Annotated in this window: 11 protein-coding genes, 1 tRNA gene and 2 pseudogenes; 11 read left to right on the top strand and 3 right to left on the bottom strand. The window is 71.7% G+C overall.

What is annotated here, in order from left to right; all coding sequences use genetic code 11:
* Positions 1-241 precede the first annotated feature (241 nt).
* From ACFYQA_RS11305 to ACFYQA_RS11270, 8 genes are all read left to right on the top strand, one after another.
* The gene (locus ACFYQA_RS11305; protein ID WP_388914872.1) at positions 242-439 is read left to right on the top strand and encodes a hypothetical protein; all 198 of its coding nucleotides are present in this window, start codon (positions 242-244) and stop codon (positions 437-439) included.
* 257 nt (positions 440-696) lie between these two features.
* Positions 697-3,660, top strand: coding sequence for a type I DNA topoisomerase (gene topA / locus ACFYQA_RS11300; RefSeq protein WP_388914869.1), 2,964 nt, complete (start codon positions 697-699; stop codon positions 3,658-3,660).
* 222 nt (positions 3,661-3,882) lie between these two features.
* Entirely contained in the window at positions 3,883-7,161 is a 3,279-nt protein-coding gene (gene tmk / locus ACFYQA_RS11295; protein WP_388914865.1) for a dTMP kinase, read from the top strand.
* Between the two features lie 256 nt (positions 7,162-7,417).
* Positions 7,418-8,617 (top strand): DNA polymerase III subunit delta', encoded by a 1,200-nt coding sequence (locus ACFYQA_RS11290; protein WP_388914862.1) that lies wholly within the window; start codon positions 7,418-7,420, stop codon positions 8,615-8,617.
* A 143-nt stretch (positions 8,618-8,760) separates the two neighbouring features.
* Positions 8,761-10,359 (top strand): alpha/beta hydrolase, encoded by a 1,599-nt coding sequence (locus ACFYQA_RS11285; protein WP_388914859.1) that lies wholly within the window; start codon positions 8,761-8,763, stop codon positions 10,357-10,359.
* A 120-nt stretch (positions 10,360-10,479) separates the two neighbouring features.
* Positions 10,480-10,553 (top strand) — tRNA-Thr (locus ACFYQA_RS11280).
* A gap of 157 nt (positions 10,554-10,710) precedes the next feature.
* Positions 10,711-11,277: a Uma2 family endonuclease gene (locus ACFYQA_RS11275; RefSeq protein ID WP_388914856.1), complete on the top strand. Its 567-nt coding sequence runs from the start codon at positions 10,711-10,713 to the stop codon at positions 11,275-11,277.
* 382 nt (positions 11,278-11,659) lie between these two features.
* Positions 11,660-12,949 carry a hypothetical protein gene (locus tag ACFYQA_RS11270; RefSeq protein ID WP_388914853.1) on the top strand — a complete coding sequence of 430 codons (1,290 nt, stop codon included), beginning with the start codon at positions 11,660-11,662 and terminating at the stop codon, positions 12,947-12,949.
* A 7-nt stretch (positions 12,950-12,956) separates the two neighbouring features.
* On the opposite strand, the gene ACFYQA_RS11265 is transcribed toward ACFYQA_RS11270, so the two are convergent.
* Positions 12,957-14,126 (bottom strand): hypothetical protein, encoded by a 1,170-nt coding sequence (locus tag ACFYQA_RS11265; RefSeq protein WP_388914850.1) that lies wholly within the window; start codon positions 14,124-14,126, stop codon positions 12,957-12,959.
* A 152-nt stretch (positions 14,127-14,278) separates the two neighbouring features.
* Between ACFYQA_RS11265 and ACFYQA_RS11260 the strand changes: the two genes are divergently transcribed.
* A complete protein-coding gene (locus ACFYQA_RS11260; protein ID WP_388914847.1) occupies positions 14,279-16,339 on the top strand; it encodes a 2OG-Fe(II) oxygenase in 2,061 nt (686 codons plus the stop codon).
* Positions 16,340-16,403: 64 nt separating this feature from the next.
* Positions 16,404-16,577: a hypothetical protein gene (locus ACFYQA_RS11255; RefSeq protein WP_388914844.1), complete on the top strand. Its 174-nt coding sequence runs from the start codon at positions 16,404-16,406 to the stop codon at positions 16,575-16,577.
* Positions 16,578-16,676: 99 nt separating this feature from the next.
* Here the strand turns inward: ACFYQA_RS11255 and ACFYQA_RS11250 are convergent.
* Positions 16,677-16,952, bottom strand: a pseudogene (locus ACFYQA_RS11250) (type II toxin-antitoxin system VapC family toxin); the annotation flags it as partial.
* 79 nt (positions 16,953-17,031) lie between these two features.
* Here ACFYQA_RS11250 and ACFYQA_RS11245 point away from each other — a divergent pair.
* Positions 17,032-18,221: pseudogene (locus tag ACFYQA_RS11245) on the top strand (NB-ARC domain-containing protein); the annotation flags it as partial.
* Here ACFYQA_RS11245 and ACFYQA_RS11240 read toward each other — a convergent pair.
* Positions 18,203-19,891 carry a bifunctional 3'-5' exonuclease/DNA polymerase gene (locus ACFYQA_RS11240; RefSeq protein WP_388914841.1) on the bottom strand — a complete coding sequence of 563 codons (1,689 nt, stop codon included), beginning with the start codon at positions 19,889-19,891 and terminating at the stop codon, positions 18,203-18,205. The pseudogene ACFYQA_RS11245 and the gene ACFYQA_RS11240 sit on opposite strands and share 19 nt — an antisense overlap.
* Positions 19,892-19,990 lie beyond the last annotated feature (99 nt).

The raw sequence follows: 19,990 nt of genomic DNA, 5'->3' as shown, positions 1-19,990 counted from the left end.
CCGGAGGCCGGTGAAGGCGTGGCAGGGGCTCGGGAAGGTGGCGAAGGTGGGGCAGGGGCTCGGGAGGGCGGTGGGTTCGCCAAGTTTCGAGTGGTTTCGGACACCTCACCGAGGGCCGGCCGCCGTCGCACCCGTCCACGTGGCCCCCGCGTTCACTTCCGGTTCGCCTTCCCGCCGCTCGCGCGTGCCAGCCTCACCCCGGACCCGGCATCAGCGGCCGGGAAGAAGGGCTCGGGAGACCATGGAGAACGGACCGGCGATCTTCGCGGGGATGGTGTTCTGCCTGTTCGGGGGCGGGCTGTTGGCCTGGATCGCGACCAGCGTCCGTCGGCATCGCCCCGTGGCCCAGGGTGTGAGCCCGGTCGCCTCGGTCACCGTCGCGAGCCTCGTCTCGCTGATCTCCCTCGTCGCCGGGGTGTGGTGTTTCACCTGGCTCTGAGCATCGCGGGCGAACAGGGGATTCCGGTAATCGGGAGGTCGCGCTCCGCATAGGGGCGGGCAGGGTCTGGACGGTCCGGGCGGCAGGAACGGTGCAAGTCGGGTTACCGTTCGAGTGGCCGTTGCGGGCTTTTCCCGTTTGACACGGGGGTGGGATGTACCGTCACACTCCGCAGCGTCACGAACCGTGAGTACAGACCCGACCCCGGGACGACAGCCCGGGGAGGCCCCAGCGTCGATCCGGAGAGAAGAGCGAAGTTGTCCCCGACCAGCGAGACCGCGAAGGGCGGCCGCCGACTCGTCATCGTCGAGTCGCCTGCCAAGGCGAAGACGATCAAGGGCTATCTCGGCCCTGGCTACATCGTCGAGGCGAGCGTCGGACATATTCGCGACCTTCCCAACGGCGCCGCGGAGGTGCCCGAGAAGTACACCGGTGAGGTTCGCCGTCTCGGTGTGGACGTCGACCATGACTTCCAGCCGATCTATGTGGTCAACGCCGACAAGCGGGCCCAGGTCAAGAAGCTCAAGGACCTGCTGAAGGAATCCGACGAACTCTTCCTCGCCACCGATGAGGACCGCGAGGGCGAGGCCATCGCCTGGCACCTGCAGGAAGTGCTCAAGCCGAAGATCCCGGTCAAGCGGATGGTCTTCCACGAGATCACCAAGGACGCGATCCGCGCGGCCGTGGCCAACCCGCGCGAGCTCAACCAGAAGCTGGTCGACGCCCAGGAGACCCGTCGCATCCTCGACCGTCTCTACGGCTACGAGGTCTCGCCGGTCCTGTGGAAGAAGGTCATGCCCCGGCTGTCCGCCGGCCGTGTCCAGTCCGTTGCCACCCGGCTCGTCGTCGAGCGGGAACGCGAGCGCATCGCGTTCCGTTCCGCCGAGTACTGGGACCTGACCGGCACCTTTTCCACGGGCCGTGCCGAATTCGAGGGGAGCGAAGCGACTTCGTTCGAGGGTGGCGGTGGGCGACGGGCAGGCGCCTCCGACCCGTCCTCGTTGCTCGCCCGCCTGCAGACCGTCGACGGCAGGCGCGTCGCGCAGGGCCGCGACTTCGACTCCCTGGGCCGGCTGAAGAACGCGAACACCCTCCAGCTCGACGAGGCGAACGCCCGTGCCCTGGCCGCCGCCCTGGAGAACACCCGGTTCTCCGTGCGGTCCGTCGAGTCCAAGCCGTACCGCCGCTCGCCGTACGCCCCGTTCCGTACGACGACGCTTCAGCAGGAGGCGAGCCGCAAGCTCGGCTTCGGTGCGAAGCCCACGATGCAGATCGCGCAGAAGCTGTACGAGAACGGCTACATCACCTACATGCGTACGGACTCGACGACGCTGAGCGGGACGGCGATCACCGCGGCCCGCACCCAGGTCACGCAGTTGTACGGCGCCGACTACCTGCCGCCGCAGCCGCGCACCTACGCCGGGAAGGTGAAGAACGCGCAGGAGGCGCACGAGGCGATCCGCCCCTCCGGCGACCGCTTCCGTACCCCTGCCGAAACCGGCCTGACCGGCGACCAGTTCCGGCTCTACGAGCTGATCTGGAAGCGGACCGTCGCCTCCCAGATGAAGGACGCCACCGGCAACTCCGTCACCGTGAAGATCGGTGGCACGACGGCCGACGGACGGGACGTCGAGTTCACCGCGTCCGGCAAGACCATCACCTTCCACGGCTTCCTGAAGGCCTACGTCGAGGGCGCGGACGACCCGAACGCCGAACTCGACGACCGCGAGCGCCGGCTGCCGCAGGTCTCCGAGGGCGACGCCCTCACCGCCGAGGAGATCACGGCCGACGGCCACGCCACCAAGCCTCCGGCCCGCTACACCGAGGCGTCGCTGGTCAAGGAGCTGGAGGAGCGGGAGATCGGCCGCCCCTCGACGTACGCGTCGATCATCGGCACGATCCTCGACCGCGGCTACGTGTTCAAGAAGGGCACGGCCCTCGTGCCGTCCTTCCTCTCCTTCGCCGTCGTCAACCTGCTGGAGAAGCACTTCGGCCGGCTTGTCGACTACGACTTCACCGCCCGCATGGAGGACGACCTCGACCGCATCGCGCGCGGCGAGGCGCGGTCCGTGCCGTGGCTCAGGCGGTTCTACTTCGGCGAGAGCGCCCCCGACAGCGACTTCCCGGCGGGCGGCAGCGGTGCGGCCGAGGCGGGCAACGGTGACGGGGACCACCTCGGCGGCCTCAAGGAACTGGTGACCGACCTGGGCGCGATCGACGCGCGCGAGGTGTCGTCGTTCCCGGTGGGCGACGGCATCGTGCTGCGGGTCGGGCGCTACGGCCCGTACATCGAGCGCGGCGAGAAGGACTCCGAGAACCACCAGCGCGCCGACGTCCCCGAGGAACTGGCACCCGACGAGCTGACGGTGGAGTTCGCCGAGGAGCTGCTCGCCAAGCCGAGCGGTGACTTCGAACTGGGCACCGACCTGGCGACGGGCCACCCGATCGTCGCCAAGGACGGCCGCTACGGCCCGTACGTCACGGAGATCCTTCCCGAGGGCACCCCGAAGACCGGCAAGAACGCGGTCAAGCCGCGCACGGCCTCCCTCTTCAAGTCGATGTCCCTGGACACGGTGACGCTCGAGGACGCGCTGAAGCTGATGTCGCTGCCGCGCGTGGTCGGCACCGACGCCGAGGGCGTGGAGATCACCGCGCAGAACGGCCGGTACGGGCCGTATCTGAAGAAGGGCACCGACTCGCGGTCGCTGCAGTCCGAGGAACAGCTCTTCACGATCACGCTGGAGGAGGCGCTGGCGATCTACGCCCAGCCCAAGCAGCGTGGCCGGGCCGCGGCCAAGCCGCCGCTGAAGGAGCTGGGCGAGGACCCGGTCAGCGGCAAGCCGGTCGTGGTGAAGGACGGCCGCTTCGGCCCGTACGTCACCGACGGCGAGACCAACGCGACCCTGCGCTCCGACGACAGCGTCGAGGCGATCACCCAGGAGCGCGGGTTCGAGCTGCTCGCCGAGAAGCGCGCCAAGGGACCCGCCAAGAAGACGGCCAAGAAGGCCCCGGCCAAGTCGGCCGCCAAGAAGACGGCCGCCAAGAAGGCTCCGGCGAAGAAGACGGCGGCCGCCAAGAAGACCGCGGCGAAGAAGACCACGACCGCCGCGAAGACGACGGCGGCGGCGCGGAAGACGACGACGTCCACGGCCACTGCGGCGAAGGCCGCCGCCGCGAAGAAGGCGACGGCCGCCTCGAACGGTACCGGCGCCGAGGACTGAGGGACCTTCAGGATCCTGATGACGGCGTGGGAGTTCTCGGGGCCCTCGGGGCTCCGGGAACTCCGGCGAAGCTCCCGCGGAACCCTCTGGACCTGCCCGTTCCTCGATGTGGATCTTCGCGAGGGTTCGGAATGCGAACGTCCCGGCAACACTTCGATGTCGGGACGTGTGCATGTCAAGATAGAGGCCCGAGGTGTTGGCGCGGGCCGATAGGCTGAACGCATGACGCGATCCGAGCCGCCAACGGCCCCTCAAACGGCCCCCGACGACGCCCTGGTCGCGGACTCCCGCGAGCGCGCGGTCCGTGCCCTGCTGCGCCGCCCGCAGCTGAAACGCCTCTGGAGCGCGCAGCTCGTAGGTGGCGTCGGCGACATCCTCGCCCTCCTGGTGCTGGTGCTCCTCGCTCTCCAGGCGGCGATCGCCGAAGAATCGTTCGGCGGCGGCTCCCGGGGCGTGGCGTTCGCAGTGGCGACCGTTTTCGGGGTACGGATCCTCGCGACGCTGCTGTTCGGCGCCGTCCTCCTCGGCCCGCTCACCTCGCTCACCTCCCCGGGCGGCCCACTGGACCGCCGCTGGACCATGGTCGCCGCGGACGGACTGCGGGCGGCCCTGCTCATCGTCGCGCCGCTGTGGATCGACTGGACGCCCGACGACGCGCTTGCCCTGATCCTCGTCACCGCCTTCGTGACGTCGGTCGCCGAACGGTTCTGGACGGTCTGCCGCGAGAGCGCGGCGCCCGCACTGCTGCCCGCCCCGCCCCTGGAGGGCGCGACGGTGCGGCCGCTGCCGGACCACATGGACGCGCTGCGCCGCCTGTCGCTGCGCACGGGCTTCGTGGCGGTGCCGGCCGCGGCCCTCACCCTCGTCGTCGCGGGACTCCTCAACAACCTGCTGGGCACGGGCATCGACTGGTTCGAGCAGCACCAGGCGGCGCTCGCCTCGTATGTCGCGGCCGGACTGTTCGCCGCCTCGCTGTCCCTGGTGACGTTCCTCGAACTGCCCGGTACGCGCACCCCGCGCGCCCGGTCGCCGTTGGAGGGGCTGCGCCGCCCGAAGAGCACCGCCGGCTCCGGTTCCGGCTCCGACAAGGGCCGCACCGGCGCCATGCCGCTGCTGGTGCTCGCCTCCGCGTCCGTGGCCGCCGCGGTGTCGGCCGCCGTCGCGGTGTTCGTGCTGCACGCCAAGGACCTGGGCGGCGGGCCCGTGCTGTACGGCCTGCTGGTGGCCGCGCTGACCGGCGGTGTCGTCATCGGCATACGGACCGCGCCGGCCCTGCTGCCGTCGCTGTCGCGGCGCCGGCTGCTCGCGCTGGCGCTCGCCTGGACCGGCGTCGCGCTGCTCGCCGCCGGACTCGTACCCGACGTCACCAGCGTGCTGCTGATCGCCGCGCTGGCCGGTGTCGGTGCGGGCACGGCGGCCAACACCGGGCACACCCTGCTCGACCAGGAGACCGAGGACCAGCGGCGGGCCCGTACGACGGAGCACCTGCACGCGGTCGTCCGCCTCTGCGTGGCCCTCGGCGCGGTGCTCGCCCCGCTGGTGGTGGCGGGCATCGGACCGCACCGGCTGGAGAGCGGCCGGTTCGTCTTCGCGCACGGCGGTGCCGCGTTCACGCTGATGCTGGTGGGCGCGCTGCTGCTGCCGGTGGCCGCGCTCGTCCTGGCCAAGGTCGACGACCGTTCCGGGGTGCCGCTGCGCCACGACCTCCGGGACGCGCTGCTCGGCGGCGACGACCCCGATCCCGCAATGGCGGGCACCGGCTTCTTCATCGCCCTGGAAGGCGGCGACGGGGCCGGGAAGTCCACCCAGGCCGAGGCCCTCGCCGAGTGGATCCGGGACAAGGGCCACGAAGTCGTGCTCACGCGTGAGCCGGGAGCGACGCCGGTCGGCAAGCGGCTGCGGTCGATCCTGCTGGACGTCTCGAGCGCCGGACTGTCCCACCGCGCGGAGGCCCTGCTGTACGCGGCGGACCGCGCCGAGCACATCGACACGGTGGTACGGCCCGCCCTGGAACGCGGCGCGGTCGTCATCTCCGACCGGTACATCGACTCCTCGGTGGCCTACCAGGGTGCCGGGCGCGACCTGTCGCCCACCGAGATCGCCCGCATCAACCGCTGGGCCACCGACGGCCTCGTACCGCACCTCACCGTGCTCCTCGACGTGGCACCGGAGACCGCGCGCGAGCGGTTCACCGAAGCGCCGGACCGGCTGGAGTCGGAGCCCGCCGAGTTCCACGCGCGCGTGCGGGCCGGTTTCCTCACACTGGCCGCGGCCGACCCCGGCCGGTACCTGGTCGTCGACGCCGGTCAGGAACCGGACGCGGTCGGTACGGTCATCCGGCACCGGCTCGACCAGGTGCTGCCGCTCTCCGAGGCCGAGCTCGAGGCCATCGAGGAAGCCCGGCGCAAGGCCGAGGAGGAGGCCCGCCGCAAGGCGGAGGAGGAAGCGGCGCGCAAGGCCGAGGAGGAGCGCCTGGAGCGCGAGCGCCAGGCGCAGCTGGCGCGGCTGCGTGCCGAGGAGGAGGAACGCAAGCGGCGCGAGCTGGAGGAGGCGCAGCGGCGCGAGGCCGAACGGCAGGCGGAGGAGGCCCGGCAGCGCGCCGAGGAGGCCGCCCGCCGTGCCGAGGAGGAGCGGCAGCGGCTCCTCGCCGAGGAGAAGGCGCGCGCGGAGGCGGAAGCCCGCCGCAAGGCGGAGGAGGAGCGTCGCCGCAAGCAGGCCGAGGAGGAGGAGCGGCTGCGCGCCGAGGCCGAGGCGCTGCGCCTGGAGAAGCAGCGCAAGGCCGAGGAGGCACTGCGGCGGGCCGAGGAGGCCCGACGCCTCGCGGAACAGGCCGCGGCCGCGGCGGAGGCAGGGCCCACCACGGTGAGCTGGGCCAGCGCGGCACGTGGGTCGGACGCGTCGAGCGGGTCGGCTGCGAGGAGCAGGCCGGACGCGTCGCGGGGGTCGGACGCGTCTGGCGGTTCGGACGCGGCGAGCGGGTCGGCTGCGGCGGACGAGACGGCGGTGCTGCCCAAGGTGACGGGCGACGCGGCCGGAGAGGGCGGGCCGGGCTCCGGCGAGTCCTCGGGCCGGTTCCGCAAGGGCGGGCGTGACTCCGCGCGGGGCGGGAGCGAGGGACAGTCCGGCTGGACCAGGTCCTCCCAGCCGTCCGAGACCGAGGTGACGACCGAGCTGCCGCAGGTGTCGGTTGCGCCGGGGGCGGCCGACGAGACCGAGGTACTGCCGGCCGTACCGCCGCCGAGCGCCACGGAGGAGACGGCGGTGCTTCCCGCGGTCACCCAGGACGACGACGAGGTGACCAGTACGCGGGAGCTGCCCCGGGTCGACCTCGAGAACATGCCGGACCGGCGCAGGCAGCGCTCGGACTGGGCCGAGGAGACCCCGCTGGACGACCTGCCGACCCTGGCGGACGAACTGCTGGGCTCGCGCGATGACGAGCAAGGCGAATCGGGTGAACCCGACGAGGGCGGCCGGGGCAAGGGCAAGGGACGGCGCCGCTGACACGGGCGGCGGTCCACCGGGGTGCCGATGCTGGGCGGGGGCAGAACGACGGCCCCCGCCCAGCGCCGTTCCCCGGGCCGATCCCGGACCGGTCCCGGGACTGGTCCGGAACTGGTCCGGAACTGTCAGTGGTCACCCCCACAATGGTTTCGGGCAAGAGATCCAGTCATGGGAACCAGTCATCGGAATCAGTCAGTGGACAATGAGTGGCGAACGTGGCGGACATGACAGGCATGACGGAAGGGCGGCGTGACCCATGACCGTGTGGGACGACCTCGTCGGGCAGCAGCGGGTGAGCGACCAGCTCGCCGCCGCCGCACGGGACGCCGACGCCCTCGTCACGGCCGCGGCGGCCGGCGCCCCACCGCCGACGGCGTCGAAGATGACCCACGCGTGGCTGTTCACCGGGCCGCCCGGCGCGGGGCGCAACCAGGCGGCGCGCGCCTTCGCCGCCGCGTTGCAGTGCGTCAGCCCCGACCGAGCGCTCGGCGGCTCCCCGGGCTGCGGATTCTGCGACGGCTGCCACACCGCCCTGATCGGTACCCACGCCGACGTGAGCACGATCACCGCCGTCGGCGCGATGATCCTGGTGCGCGACATGCGGGACACCGTCCGCAAGTCGTTCACCGCACCGGCGAACGGCCGCTGGCAGGTGATCCTCGTCGAGGAAGCCGAGCGGCTGAACGAGAGTTCCGCCAACGCCGTCCTCAAGGCCGTCGAGGAGCCCGCCTCCCGCACGGTCTGGCTGCTCTGCGCCCCCTCCGTCGAGGATGTCCTGCCGACGATCCGCTCCCGCTGCCGCCACCTCAACCTGAGCACGCCCTCCGTGGACGCCGTGGCCGACCTGCTCGTACGCCGTGAGGGCATCGAGCCGGACGTCGCCGCGGCCGCGGCCCGCGCCACCCAGGGGCACGTCGACCGGGCCCGCCGGCTGGCCACCGACCCGGCCGCCCGCGAGCGCCGCGCCGCCGTACTGAAGCTGCCGCTGCGCGTCGAGGACATCGGGAGCGCGCTCAAGGCGGCTCAGGAACTCGTCGACGCCGCCGCCGAGGACGCCAAACAGCTGGCCGAGCAGAGGGACACCAAGGAGACCGACGAGCTGAAGGCGGCACTCGGCGCGGCGCAGGGCGGTCGGCTGCCGCGCGGCACCGCGAGCGTGGTCAAGGACCTGGAGGACATGCAGAAGCGCCGCAGAACGCGTACCCAGCGGGACAGCCTCGACGTGGCCCTGACCGACCTCACCAGCTTCTACCGTGACGTCCTCGCCCTCCAGCTCGGGTCCCGCGTGGCCATCGCCAACGCGGAGGACGCCTTGGAGCGCCTGGCCCGGGGCAACTCCCCCGAATCCACACTCCGCCGCCTCGAGGCCATCGCCGCCTGCCGCGACGCCCTCGACCGCAACGTGACCCCGCTCCTGGCAGTGGAGGCGATGACGATGGCCCTCAGAGCAGGCTGACCCCGACCCCGACCCCGAACCCGAACCCGAAATCCCGCATCCGCATCCGAAAACCGCATCCCGTAGCCCGAAAATCGCGACTCGCACGACGCACGACACGCACCCACCGCACTCGCCTCATCGCGCAGAGTTACGCTCGCAGCATGTACACAAGGCGCACCCTCCGCAGGACCCGTACCGGAGCCACGCTGCTCGCCGCCGCCGCGCTCCTGGTCTCCGGCTGCTCCTCCGGAAGCACGGCGAGCACCACGAGTTCCACGAGCTCGGCGGCGAAGGGGGAGGCGGAGGCGGTGCTGGCCGCCCTGCCCCGCTCCACGCCCAGGGCGCTCACGCCGTACTACGAGCAGAAGCCGGCCTGGCGCGACTGCGGAGTGCCCGGCTTCCAGTGCGCCACGCTGAAGGCCCCGCTCGACTACGCGGACCCGTCCGCCGGCGACGTCCGCCTCGCCGTGTCCCGCAAGAAGGCCACGGGCCCGGGGGAGCGACTGGGCTCCCTGCTGGTCAACCCCGGCGGACCGGGCGGGTCGGCGATCGACTACCTCCAGGCGCACGCGGGCATCGGCTACCCGAAGGAGGTGCGCGCCCGCTACGACATGGTGGCCGTGGACCCGCGGGGCGTGGCCCGCAGCGAGCCCGTCGAATGCCTGGACGGCCCCGAGATGGACGCGTACACGCAGACGGACTTCACGCCGGACGACGCGAAGGAGGTGGACACGCTGGTCGCCGCGTACCGGAAGTTCGCCGAGGGCTGCGGGACGGACGCGCCGAAGCTGCTGCGCCACGTGTCCACCATCGAGGCGGCCCGGGACATGGACATCGTGCGGGCGGCGCTGGGCGACGAGAAGCTGAACTTCGTCGGCGCCTCCTACGGGACATTCCTCGGGGCGACGTACGCGGGGCTGTTCCCGGACCGGACGGGCCGGCTGGTGCTGGACGGCGCCCTGGACCCCTCCCTGTCCGCGCGGCAGCTCAACATCGAGCAGACGGCGGGCTTCGACACGGCGTTCACGGCCTTCGCGAAGGACTGCGTACGGCAGAGCGACTGCCCGCTCGGCGGCCGGAACACCAGCCCCGAAGAGGCCGGCAGGAACCTGAAGGAGTTCTTCGCCAAGACCGACGCCCAGCCGGTCCCCGCCGGTGACGCCGGCGGCCGTGAGCTCACCGAGTCGCTGGCCACCATCGGTGTGATCGCCGCGATGTACGACGAGGGCGCCTGGCCGCTCCTGCGCAAGGCCCTGACGGCGGCGATGAAGGAGAACAACGGCGCCGGACTCCTCGCCCTCTCCGACAGCTACTACGAACGTGACGCCGACGGCGAGTACGCCAACCTGATGTTCGCCAACGCCGCCGTGAACTGCCTGGACCTTCCGCCCGCCTTCGACTCCCCGGACCAGGTGAGGGACGCGCTCCCCGACTTCGAGAAGGCGTCCCCGGTCTTCGGCGAGGGCTTCGCCTGGGCCGCCCTGAACTGCACGTACTGGCCCGTCGCCGCCACGGGTGAGCCCCAGCGCATCGAGGCGAAGGGCGCGGCGCCGATCGTCGTCGTCGGTACCACGCGCGACCCCGCGACCCCCTATCGCTGGGCGGAGGCCCTGGCCGGCCAGCTCGCCTCGGCCCGCCTCCTCACCTACGAGGGCGACGGCCACACCGCCTACGGCCGGGGCAGCGCCTGCATCGACTCCGCGATCAACACCTACCTCGTCGACGGCACCCCGCCCGCGGACGGAAAGCGCTGCTCATAGCGGGTGCGCCCACCCCGGAGGCAGGCCCCCGCGCCCGCCTCCGGGGCCGGTACGAAGCACCATCCGAAACTGTGTAGACTTACCGGCGTCGCTGATCGCACCATGGTGTCAGCAGCGTGCGCCGCCTTAGCTCAGATGGCCAGAGCAACGCACTCGTAATGCGTAGGTCTCGGGTTCGAATCCCGAAGGCGGCTCTGTGAAAGCCTCAGGACTCACTCGCCGTGACCTGGGGCTTTTGCTTTTTTTGGGGCGTGACGCGGCACGCGGCCGTCCAGAGTGCAGGAGGAGCTGGGACAGTACGCTGAACTCAGCGGGATCGGGCCCGCTCGCATGGTGTCCGGGAGGTGCGTCATGACTGCCGAGACGGCAGCCCCTGCGTGGATGCACGAGCAGATCACGGCGGAGCAGTACGACTCCTGGACCGAGGAGCAGTGTGCGGGGATCGAGATTGTGGACGGGATGGTCGTTTTGAGTCCCAGTTCGTCCAAGCGCCACAATCGGCTCGCTCGGATCCTGGCGAATGCCCTGGAGGCCGCTGCGGGGCCCGATGGGAACGCCGACACCGACTTCGACGTCCGCCTCCAGGACGTTCCGCTCACGAATCGGCGCCCGGATGTCGTTGTGTACCGCGCGGACACGATTGACATCGCGCCCACCCGTCCGGAGCACGTGCTGCTGGTCGTGGAGGTTGTATCGCCGGGATCGGAGACCACCGATCGGGTTGTGAAAACGGATCAGTACGCCAACTCCGGCATTGCTTTCTACTGGCGGGTCGAGCAAGCCGCGACCGGAGTTCCGCTGGTGTACACCTATGTTCTCGACCCGGCGACGAGGGCCTACCTGAACGGAGACGTGTTCACCGGTGTCGTCAAGGTTTCGGCGCCCTTCCCAGTTGAGGTCGATCTCGGCCGGATTTGATTGACCTTGGAATTCGAGCAGATCGGACACTTGTGGTCTGTGTGTCGCAACGCGTAGGTGGTGGGTTCGCTCCCTGTTGCCGACGAGTCGTGACAAGGCTTTGACCTGCGGTTCTGGCGCACTGAGTTCTTCGGTTGGCCGTGCAGGTGGGTGTTCCGGTGGACAGTCGGTGGGCAAGCATGCGTGACGGCACGTGAGAACCCCCTCGCCGCCCCTTGGGGAGGCGAGGGTTTGAGGTGCCTTGGAGGGTGGTCGGCGGCGTAGGGCTTGTGCTGTTCCGACAAGCTGGGGCACCCCTGGCTGCCGAGGGCGATGTCACTGGTGAGGTTCCTGCCGCAGCGTCGCGCACGCACGGGAACCCCGTCAGTGGGAGGATCGGCAGATGGGCCGGAGTGCGGCGGAGGTGACGGTGGCGTTGACGGCGGACAAGGCAATGGCACAGCGCCTGCTGGGCCGGCTGGTGCCCGACGGTGACCCGCTCGTCGCGCTCTCGGCGGCCGAGGTCGAACGCTTCTGCTGGTACGAGCTGCCCCGCACGTGGCACGCGGACACATCTGAGCAGCAGCGGGCCGCCGCCGTCCTGGCCGATCTGCTGACCGGCGTCGGCCGGGTTCGGGCCGCCGCGGTGTGCACGAGCGCGACGACCGCACAGGTGCTGGCGGCCTGGCAGCGCTCCGAGGCGGCGGGCTTCGCGGCCTACCGCAAGGCCGCGGCCGCCTCGCCCACGACCCCGCCGGATGTACCCGAGCTGAGCTGGGGTCAGGTCATGGGCATCCAGGAAGCGCTGGCTCGTACCAACCTCGAACGTCGACTGGAGCAGGCCCTGGACGAGGGCGAGCTCAACCCGGACGTGCGTGCGTTCCCGGCCGCGCGCCGACGGCTCGTCCAGCACTGGCTCACCACCGCGCAGTCCGCATTCGAGGGCCGCACCCCGCTGGAGGCCGTGCGCCGCGAACGGCGTGAGTCGTGGGCCGAGGCGCCGCCGGCTGAGCGCCGCGCCCTGCTCGCCGCCGTCCTGCCCGCCCTGGAGGAGTCTGCCGCGGCACCCGTGGACACGGCGGAGCCGCTGCGGTGGCTGCTGGAGCAGATCGGTGACGGCGTCACCCTGACCCAGGCCGGCTACCTGCCGCGGGAACTCGTGGCAGCCGCTTTCGCCCGCTACCCGCACTGGTACCCGATCGGCAAGGGGCCGCGCTCGGAGGCGGACCTGTTCCAACTGGCTCACCTGCACGAACTCGCCCGCACTCACCGGCTGGTGACTAAACGCCACCGTACGCTCAAGCTTTCACCCGTCGGCCGCACCCAGCTGACGGACCACCAACTGCGCCAGCACACGGCCGCCCTGGCCTGGCTCGGCACCACCGCGGCTGAGCGGCAGGTGGCCGAGTCCGCCCTGTGCGTGCTGTGGGCGGAGCCCCGGCTACGCGAGGACCTGCGTGATGTTGTGCATCCGGTGCTTGCTCTGGGCTTCACCCACGGCGACGGCACCGCGATGGAGGCGAAGGACACCGAGCGGCTGCTGTGGAGGTTCTGGCATACCGGCCGCGAACTCGGTTACCTCGACGAGCGGGAACGGTCCATCGACGCCCTGATCTCCCTGTCCGCCACCGGCCGCCCGGCCGCCCTCGCCGCCCTCCGCCTCCTGGCCGAGGGCCCGCGTGACCACATCTGAGCGTGCCTCAGCGGGCCGTCAGCCCGGCATCGGTGAAGCGCCGCATCAGTGAGGACTTGCCTCGGTGCTGATCGCGCAGGTCGTGCAGGCGCCGGGCGAACTCCTCGTAGGTGCCCGCCCGGTCGTGGACCTCGCGGAGATCTTTCAAGAGGGTGACGGCGGCGTCGTAGGGGCCGGGCTGCTTCTGCCCGATCAGGTGGGCGATGTCCTGCCAGGCTTGCTCGGCGTTCCCGGCCAGGCGGTCCAGATGGCTCTCACGGCCCCGCTGTTCGGCTCGGCGGGCCTGGGCAAGGGCCTGCTCCTGCTGCCGGGTGTGCTCGCTGCGCACCTCATGGGCGGCGTCGAGGAGTTCCGCGGCCGAGCGTCGCCGGGTGGCGGTGGACGGTTCTGCCGCACCGCGGGACGCGGCGCGGTGGCGGGCCAGCAGTGCGGGGCCCGGCTGTGGGGCGGTGCCCAGCGCGGCGTCCAGCAGCAGGGCGTCCTTCTCACATTGCGGCAGGGCGCGGATCCAGGCGGCGAGAGCGTCCTTGTCGATCGCCTGCGAAGGAGCGGCGCCGCCGGCGCGGGCAGCAGCGGTCAGCAGGTGCGGGTCGATGCGCAGGAAGTCCGCCAAGGCCTGCTGAGGACCGGTGAGGTGGGCGAGGCCGGCGGGTACGGGCGGCTCGATGGCAGAGGTGTAATCGTCCTCGTCGACGTCCTCCTCCAGCTCCCAGCGGGTGAGTGCGGAGAGCCAGGCCAGATAGAGGGGACGCAGGTCGCCCCCGGCGAGTTCGGTGCGCAGGGTGGTGAACGAGGCGAGGGTGAAGGAGGTCTCGAAGTCCCACTCGCCGCCGTCCTCGGCCTCGTAGGAGAAGTCGAGCAGCAGGTGCCCTTTCCTGGTCCAGCAGGTCAAGGCGCCTTCCATGCAGTACGGTTCGGCGCTGCGAGCGGGCAGCAGCGTGGCGGGCAGGCGCAGCATCAGGCGCCGAGAGCCCCAGTTGGCGAAGTACAGGTGGGCGTCGTAGAGCCGCTCCATCAGTTTGCGCTCGTCGCCGCGGAAGTTGCCGTAGTGGTACTCGTTGACGAAGTGCGTCACGCTGATCCGGGCCCGGCTCGACAGGGCCCGCACCTGCTCGAGCTCGTCCTTGGCCAACGGCCGGTCGATGGCCTGGAACTCGTAGTACTGGTACTCGCTCACGGCTGTGCAGACTAGCGTCAGACGCTGCGGTTCATCTCACGGGACCTGGATGTGATCCCTCGTTCGGGGCCCATCCACGAGTACGGTTCCGGCGGCACCGTCGGGTTCGTAGGATCGGGCCGAGAACGCAGGGGTCGGAGGGCGGGCGTGTGATGGTGACACCGAGGGAACGGCTGGCCGGGCTGCTCGGCGGGGCGCAGGCAGGGGCTTTCAGTGCCCGGCTGGAGGCGCCTGTGGCCGGCCTGGACCTTGAGGTGGCCGGAGTAGGGCCGGTGCGCCTGCCGCTGCGGGCGCCCCAGGTGAAGCGGCTGATCTCGGTGGCACGGCCGGCGTTGTTCGGGCGGGGTGAGGAGACGCTGAGCGACACCGGGGTGCGTGACACCTGGCAGATCTCGCCGGATCGTTTCAGCCTTGCCGGTCCTTCCTGGCCGTCGCTGCTGGGCGGTGCGCTGGAGGACTTCCGGGACGCTCTCGGGCTCCCGGCGGCGACCCGGCTGCGGGCCGAGCCGCACGCGATGCTGGTGTACGGCAAGGGCCAGTTCTTCCTTCCGCATCAGGATTCGGAGAAGGACGACGCCATGGTGGGCACGCTGGTGCTCTCCCTGCCGTCGGCGCACGCGGGGGGAGAACTGGTCGTCGAGCACGCAGGGCACAAGTGCGCGTACAGCGCCTCGAAGACGGATCTGACCCTCGTCGCCTTCTACGCCGACTGCCGTCACGAGGTCACCCCGGTCCGGTCCGGGTACCGGGTGACGCTCACCTTCAACCTGCTCGCAGAGCAGGAGACTTCGGAGCAGGAGACTTCGGAGCGGGTGTCCGGGCCGCTGGCAGAGCTGGCACACAGTCTGGACCGGCACTTCGGCTCACCTGCCAAGCTGCGTTACAGCAGCCACGAGCTGGATCCGCCGACTCGCCTCGTATACCTGCTCGATCACGAGTACACCCAGCGGGGCCTGAGCTGGGAGCGGCTCAAGGGCGCGGATGCGGGACGTGCCGCTCTGCTGCGCGCCGCCGCCGGGCAGGCCGGATGTGAATCGGTGCTCGCGCTGGCAGAGGTGAAAGAGACCTGGGATGCCTACCCCGAAGGGGAAGATCCCTGGGACGACTACGGGTACGACGAGGATGGCGAGGATGATGAGAAGGAGAGCGGCGCCACGGACACGGACTACGTCCTGCAGGAGCTGATCGACGACGAGATCACCCTGGGCTGGTGGACCGGTCCGGACGGCGTCGGCGGTGAGCAGATCTCGTTGCAGGTTCACGACTACGAGGTGTGTGCGAGTACCGCGAGCACGGATCTGACGCCCTACGACTCCCAGTACGAGGGCTACATGGGGAACTACGGCAACACGCTGGACCGGTGGTACCGGCGGGCCGCGGTCGTCGTGTGGCCGCGTGAGCGGGCCTTCGCCGCCCGTGGCGAGGCCGGAACGCGGTGGGCCCTGGAGGAACTGCGCGCCGGCATCACGCGGGGCGACGTGGACCGGGCGCGCGACCACGCCCGGTCCCTCGCACCATTCTGGAAGCACACCAGTCCGCAACCCGAGCTGCTGGAGTGCGCGTTGCGGGTGGCCGTGGGCCTGGACGCGGCCGAGACCGCGGCCATGCTGCTGGAGCCGTTCCAGGTGGACGCGCTCGCCCCGGAGCTCGCGGGCCCACTCGCCGAGGCGGCGGCGCGGTACGGAACAGGGTGGATGCGGCGGGTCGTCGACGAATGGTTCGCATCGGAGCGCCACCACCCACCACAGCGGTATCAGTGGACCGAACGGCTGCCCCAGCTGTGTACGGCGCTGCGCGCCCATGGGGAGGCGACGGCGGTGCGGCTGCTGCCCGCCGGGGTCTGGGTAACGGTCGACAGGGGTTTGCGGCTGTGGACCACGACCGGTCTGGCCGAGATCCGCCGTGCACAGTTGGAGCAGCTGGCCCTGCCGCTGCGACACCTCCTGGCGGCGGCCGACGAGGAACTGCGGGACACCGTCCTGGCTGCCCTTCGCGAACGCGGGGGACACGGTGCTCGAGTGCCTGATGCCGATGCTGCGCCGCGCCGCGGAGGAGAGCACACCGGCCGAGTGGGGTGGGGTGGGGCTCGACGCGCTCGCGCGGGACTGCGCGGACCGACTCCGCACGGTGTGCGAGGGGCCGCCACGCGCCACCGACGACTGGTCGGTGGCATGGGCCGGGTGTGGCTGCGGACTGTGCGATGTCCTCGGTGAGTTCCTCGGCTCCCGGTCGCGGAAGGTGCTCGAATGGCCGCTGGCGAAGGAGGGCCGACGCCACGTGCACTCCGGAATTGACTCGGCCGAGCTGCCGGTGCGCCACCGGACCAGGGGACAGGGGCGCCCGTACACGCTGGTACTGACGAAGACCCAGGAGCTGTTCACCCGTGAGCAGACAGCCCGGCGCCAGGCCGCGGCGGACCTGGCATGGCTGAGGTCGCTGCGGAACGGATGACTGCGGCGCCGGGCTGGTCAGCGCCAGACCATGATCGGAGATGAGCCGGGCGGAGCGACAGCGAGCCGGAGGGTGAGGACGGCCCGGAATCGTACGGTGTCAGATCTTGATCACACGGATGCCGGGGCCGCACAGCATGTGGAGGTCTTCGGGGTCCGACGTCAGGACGGTCGCGGGGGCGGGTGAGGCGTGTGCGGTGGCGGCCACGATGGCGTCGAGGGCGTATTTGTGGCCGTGGAGGCCCACTGCGGAGAGGATTTTGCTTGCGTGGCGGGCGATGGCTTCGGTGGGCGGGACGATGTTCACGCGGGAGGCGGCGTAGTCGAAGCGGGCCTGGTTGGTCTTGGGGTCGCGGGCTTCGACGAGGGTGACCGAGGGGCTTGGCCCAGCCCGACGGTGGCCAGAGTCTCGGCTGCCGGTGGGTGGACCGGGGACGCTGCTGCCCGTGGTGCTCCGGCCGGCACAACTTCCGGTGGCGCCCGTTCACTTCACCGGTCGCGGGGAAGTGGGCGACGAGCTGCGGCGGGCTTTCACTCCTGGGTCGCGGTCGACGACGGCGGCCGCCCCCGGGCCCGGCTCACCCGGCTTTTCCGGCTCCCTCGGCTCCTCCGCACCCTCCGTCGTGGTCATCAGCGGTATGGCCGGTGTCGGCAAGAGCGCGCTCGCGCTGCATGTCGCACAGGAGGTGAAGGAACGTTTCTGTAATGGTCGGCTCTACGTCAACCTGCACGGAGCCACCCCCGGCCGGACGCCCCTCGCCACCGCCCAAGCGCTCAGCACGCTGCTCCACGACCTCGGCATCGCACCCCGGGGCGTCCCCGAACGCCAGGGCTCCGCCGCGGTGTTGCTGCGCTCGCTGCTCGCGCCGACCCGCACGCTCCTGGTGCTGGACGACGCCGCGAACGCCGCGCAGGTCCGGCCGCTGCTGCCCGCAGGGTCGGGGTGCGCGGTGATCGTCACCAGCCGCTCGCCCCTCACCGCGCTCGACGGAGCGGCGCGCTTCCCGCTCGCCCCGATGACCGGGGAGGACAGTGCCGCGCTGCTGCGCGCGGTCTCCGGCCGGGACGGTCTCGACGCCGGTCACCCCCTGGTCACGCTCACCGGCCGGCTTCCCCCCGCCCTGCGCGTGGTCGCCGCCCGGCTGGCCGCGCGCGGGGCCCTCACCCTCGAAGCCCTGGCCGGTCAACTGGCTTACGCCGACAGCCGCCTGGCCCAGTTGGAGTACGACGATCCCAGTGTTCGCCGTTCTCTCGCCGTCGCCCACGACGCGCTCTCCGCCTCCGCCCGTGAGGCCGACCGGGACGCGGCTCTCCTCCTGCGCCGCATCGGCGCGCTCGATCTGCCCCGATACGGTGCCGCTCGGCTGGCCCGCCTCGCGGGCATCGACGTACGCCGCGCGGAGGCCGAGTCGGACCGGCTCGTCGAGGTGTCGTGTCGCTGCTGGAAGAGACCGCATACGGCTGCTACGCCCCGCACGACCTCGTCCGCGACTTCGCCCGCGAACTCGCCCGTGAGCCGACTCGCAGACCCGCCTCGGAAGCGGCCCCGGTCTGCGAATCGGTCCCCGCCTCCGAACAGGCCCCTACCCTTCTCCCCGAGCGTGCCGGGGAATCCGGCCTCCGTGGTCACTTGGCGTCCGCGTAGCACTCCACCACCGCCGTCGTGAACGGAAATCGCACCGGGGTCGGGCCGAACGTCAGCCGTCCGGCCAGCTCCGCCGCCTCTCGGATCGCCCTCACCACCGTCTCCGCCTCGTCCTCGGGGCAGTGCACGATCACCTCGTCGTGCTGGAAGAAGACCAGCTCGGCCGCCATGTCCCGCACCGCCTGCCGTAGCGCGGCGAGCAGCAGCAGGGTCCAGTCGGCGGCGCTGCCCTGGACGACGAAGTTGCGGGTGAAACGGCCTCGCGCGCGGGCGTCGGTCGAGGTGTGGCCCGACGCCCACTGCCGGGCGGCGTCGGGTTCCTCCTCCATGAGCGGGATGCCCGCCTCCTCCACCGCGTCGTCCGTCGTGCGGGCCGCGGGCGGGCAGGTGCGGCCGAGCCAGGTCCGTACGAGCCGGCCTTCCTCGCCGGCGCGGGCGGCCTCGTCGACATAGGCCACGGCCCGGGGGAAGCGGCGTCTGAGGGCGGCGAGGTTCTTCAGGCCGTCGCCGGACGTCTGGCCGTAGACCGCGCCGAGGACGGCGAGCTTCGCCTGCGCGCGGTCGCCGGAGAAGGCGCGGTCGGACACCGACTGGTAGAGGTCGGTCTCCCGGCCGGCCACCTCCATCAGCCCGGGGTCGCGGGAGATCGCCGCGAGGACGCGCGGCTCCATCTGGGCGGCGTCGGCGACGACGAGCCGCCAGCCCGGGTCGGCGACGACCGCGCGGCGGATCACCTTGGGGATCTGCAGGGCGCCCCCGCCGTTGGTCACCCAGCGGCCGGTCACCGTCCCGCCCGCCAGGAACTCGGGCCGGAAGCGGCCGTCGCGCACCCAGTCCTGGAGCCAGGACCAGCCGTGGGCGACCCGGATGCGGTACAGCTTCTTGTACTCGATCAGCGGTTTCACCGCCGGATGGTCGAGGGACTCGAGTTCCCAGCGGCGGGTCGAGGAGACCTTGATCCCGGCCTGCGCGAACGCCTTGACGACGTCGGCGGGCAGGTCGGGCCGGACTCTGCGACCGAAGGCGGCGGACACCTCGTCGGCGAGCTCGGCGAGTCTGCGGGGCTCGCCGCCGCCCGCGTACCGCTCGCCGAGCAGGTCGTGCAGCACCGCGCGGTGCACGTCCGCCCGCCAGGGCACTCCCGTGCGGTTCATCTCGGCGGCGACGAGCATCCCGGCCGACTCGGCGGCCACCAGCAGCCGCATCCGGTCCGGGTGCGCGGTGGCCTCGATCCGGCGCTGCTGTTCGGTGTAGACCGCGAGGAGGTCCGCCAGTGGGACGTGAGCGCCCCGGTGTTCGAAGAGGGGCGACTGCGCGCCCGGCTCGGCCGCGCGCTGCGGCGGGTCGGGCGGCACGGGACCGCCCCGGAGCCGCGCCAGGGCGGCCGCGGCCGAACGGGGCTGCCCGTGCCGCCCCTCGTGGCCGAGCAGCAGAGTCTCGGCGGCCTCGACGTCGTAGCACCGCTCCACTCGCACCCCCGTGGCGAGCAGGCGCGGGTGGACCTCGGCGGTGGACCGCCACACCCACCGGGTGACACCGGGACGGCTCCGCACGGCCTCGGCCGGATCCGCCTCCCGTCGCACCGGAGCGGCGGGCAGCCCCTCCGGGCCGAGGGGGGCGACGTCGACGCCACCGTCCTCGGCCAGAGAGAGCGCCCACCGGTCGGCCATGACGTGAGTGTGACAGGGGGGTCTGACAGCGGGCCCGAGAGCGGAGCTCCGAGACCGGGCCCGACAGCGGGTCCGGCAACGGGTCCGGCAACGGGGTCC

Origin of the sequence: Streptomyces sp. NPDC005774 (assembly GCF_042871645.1) — a bacterium.
GTDB lineage: Bacteria > Actinomycetota > Actinomycetes > Streptomycetales > Streptomycetaceae > Streptomyces > Streptomyces pratens.
Note: the sequence above shows the minus strand (reverse complement) of the source record. Positions and strands in the feature narration are given on the sequence as shown.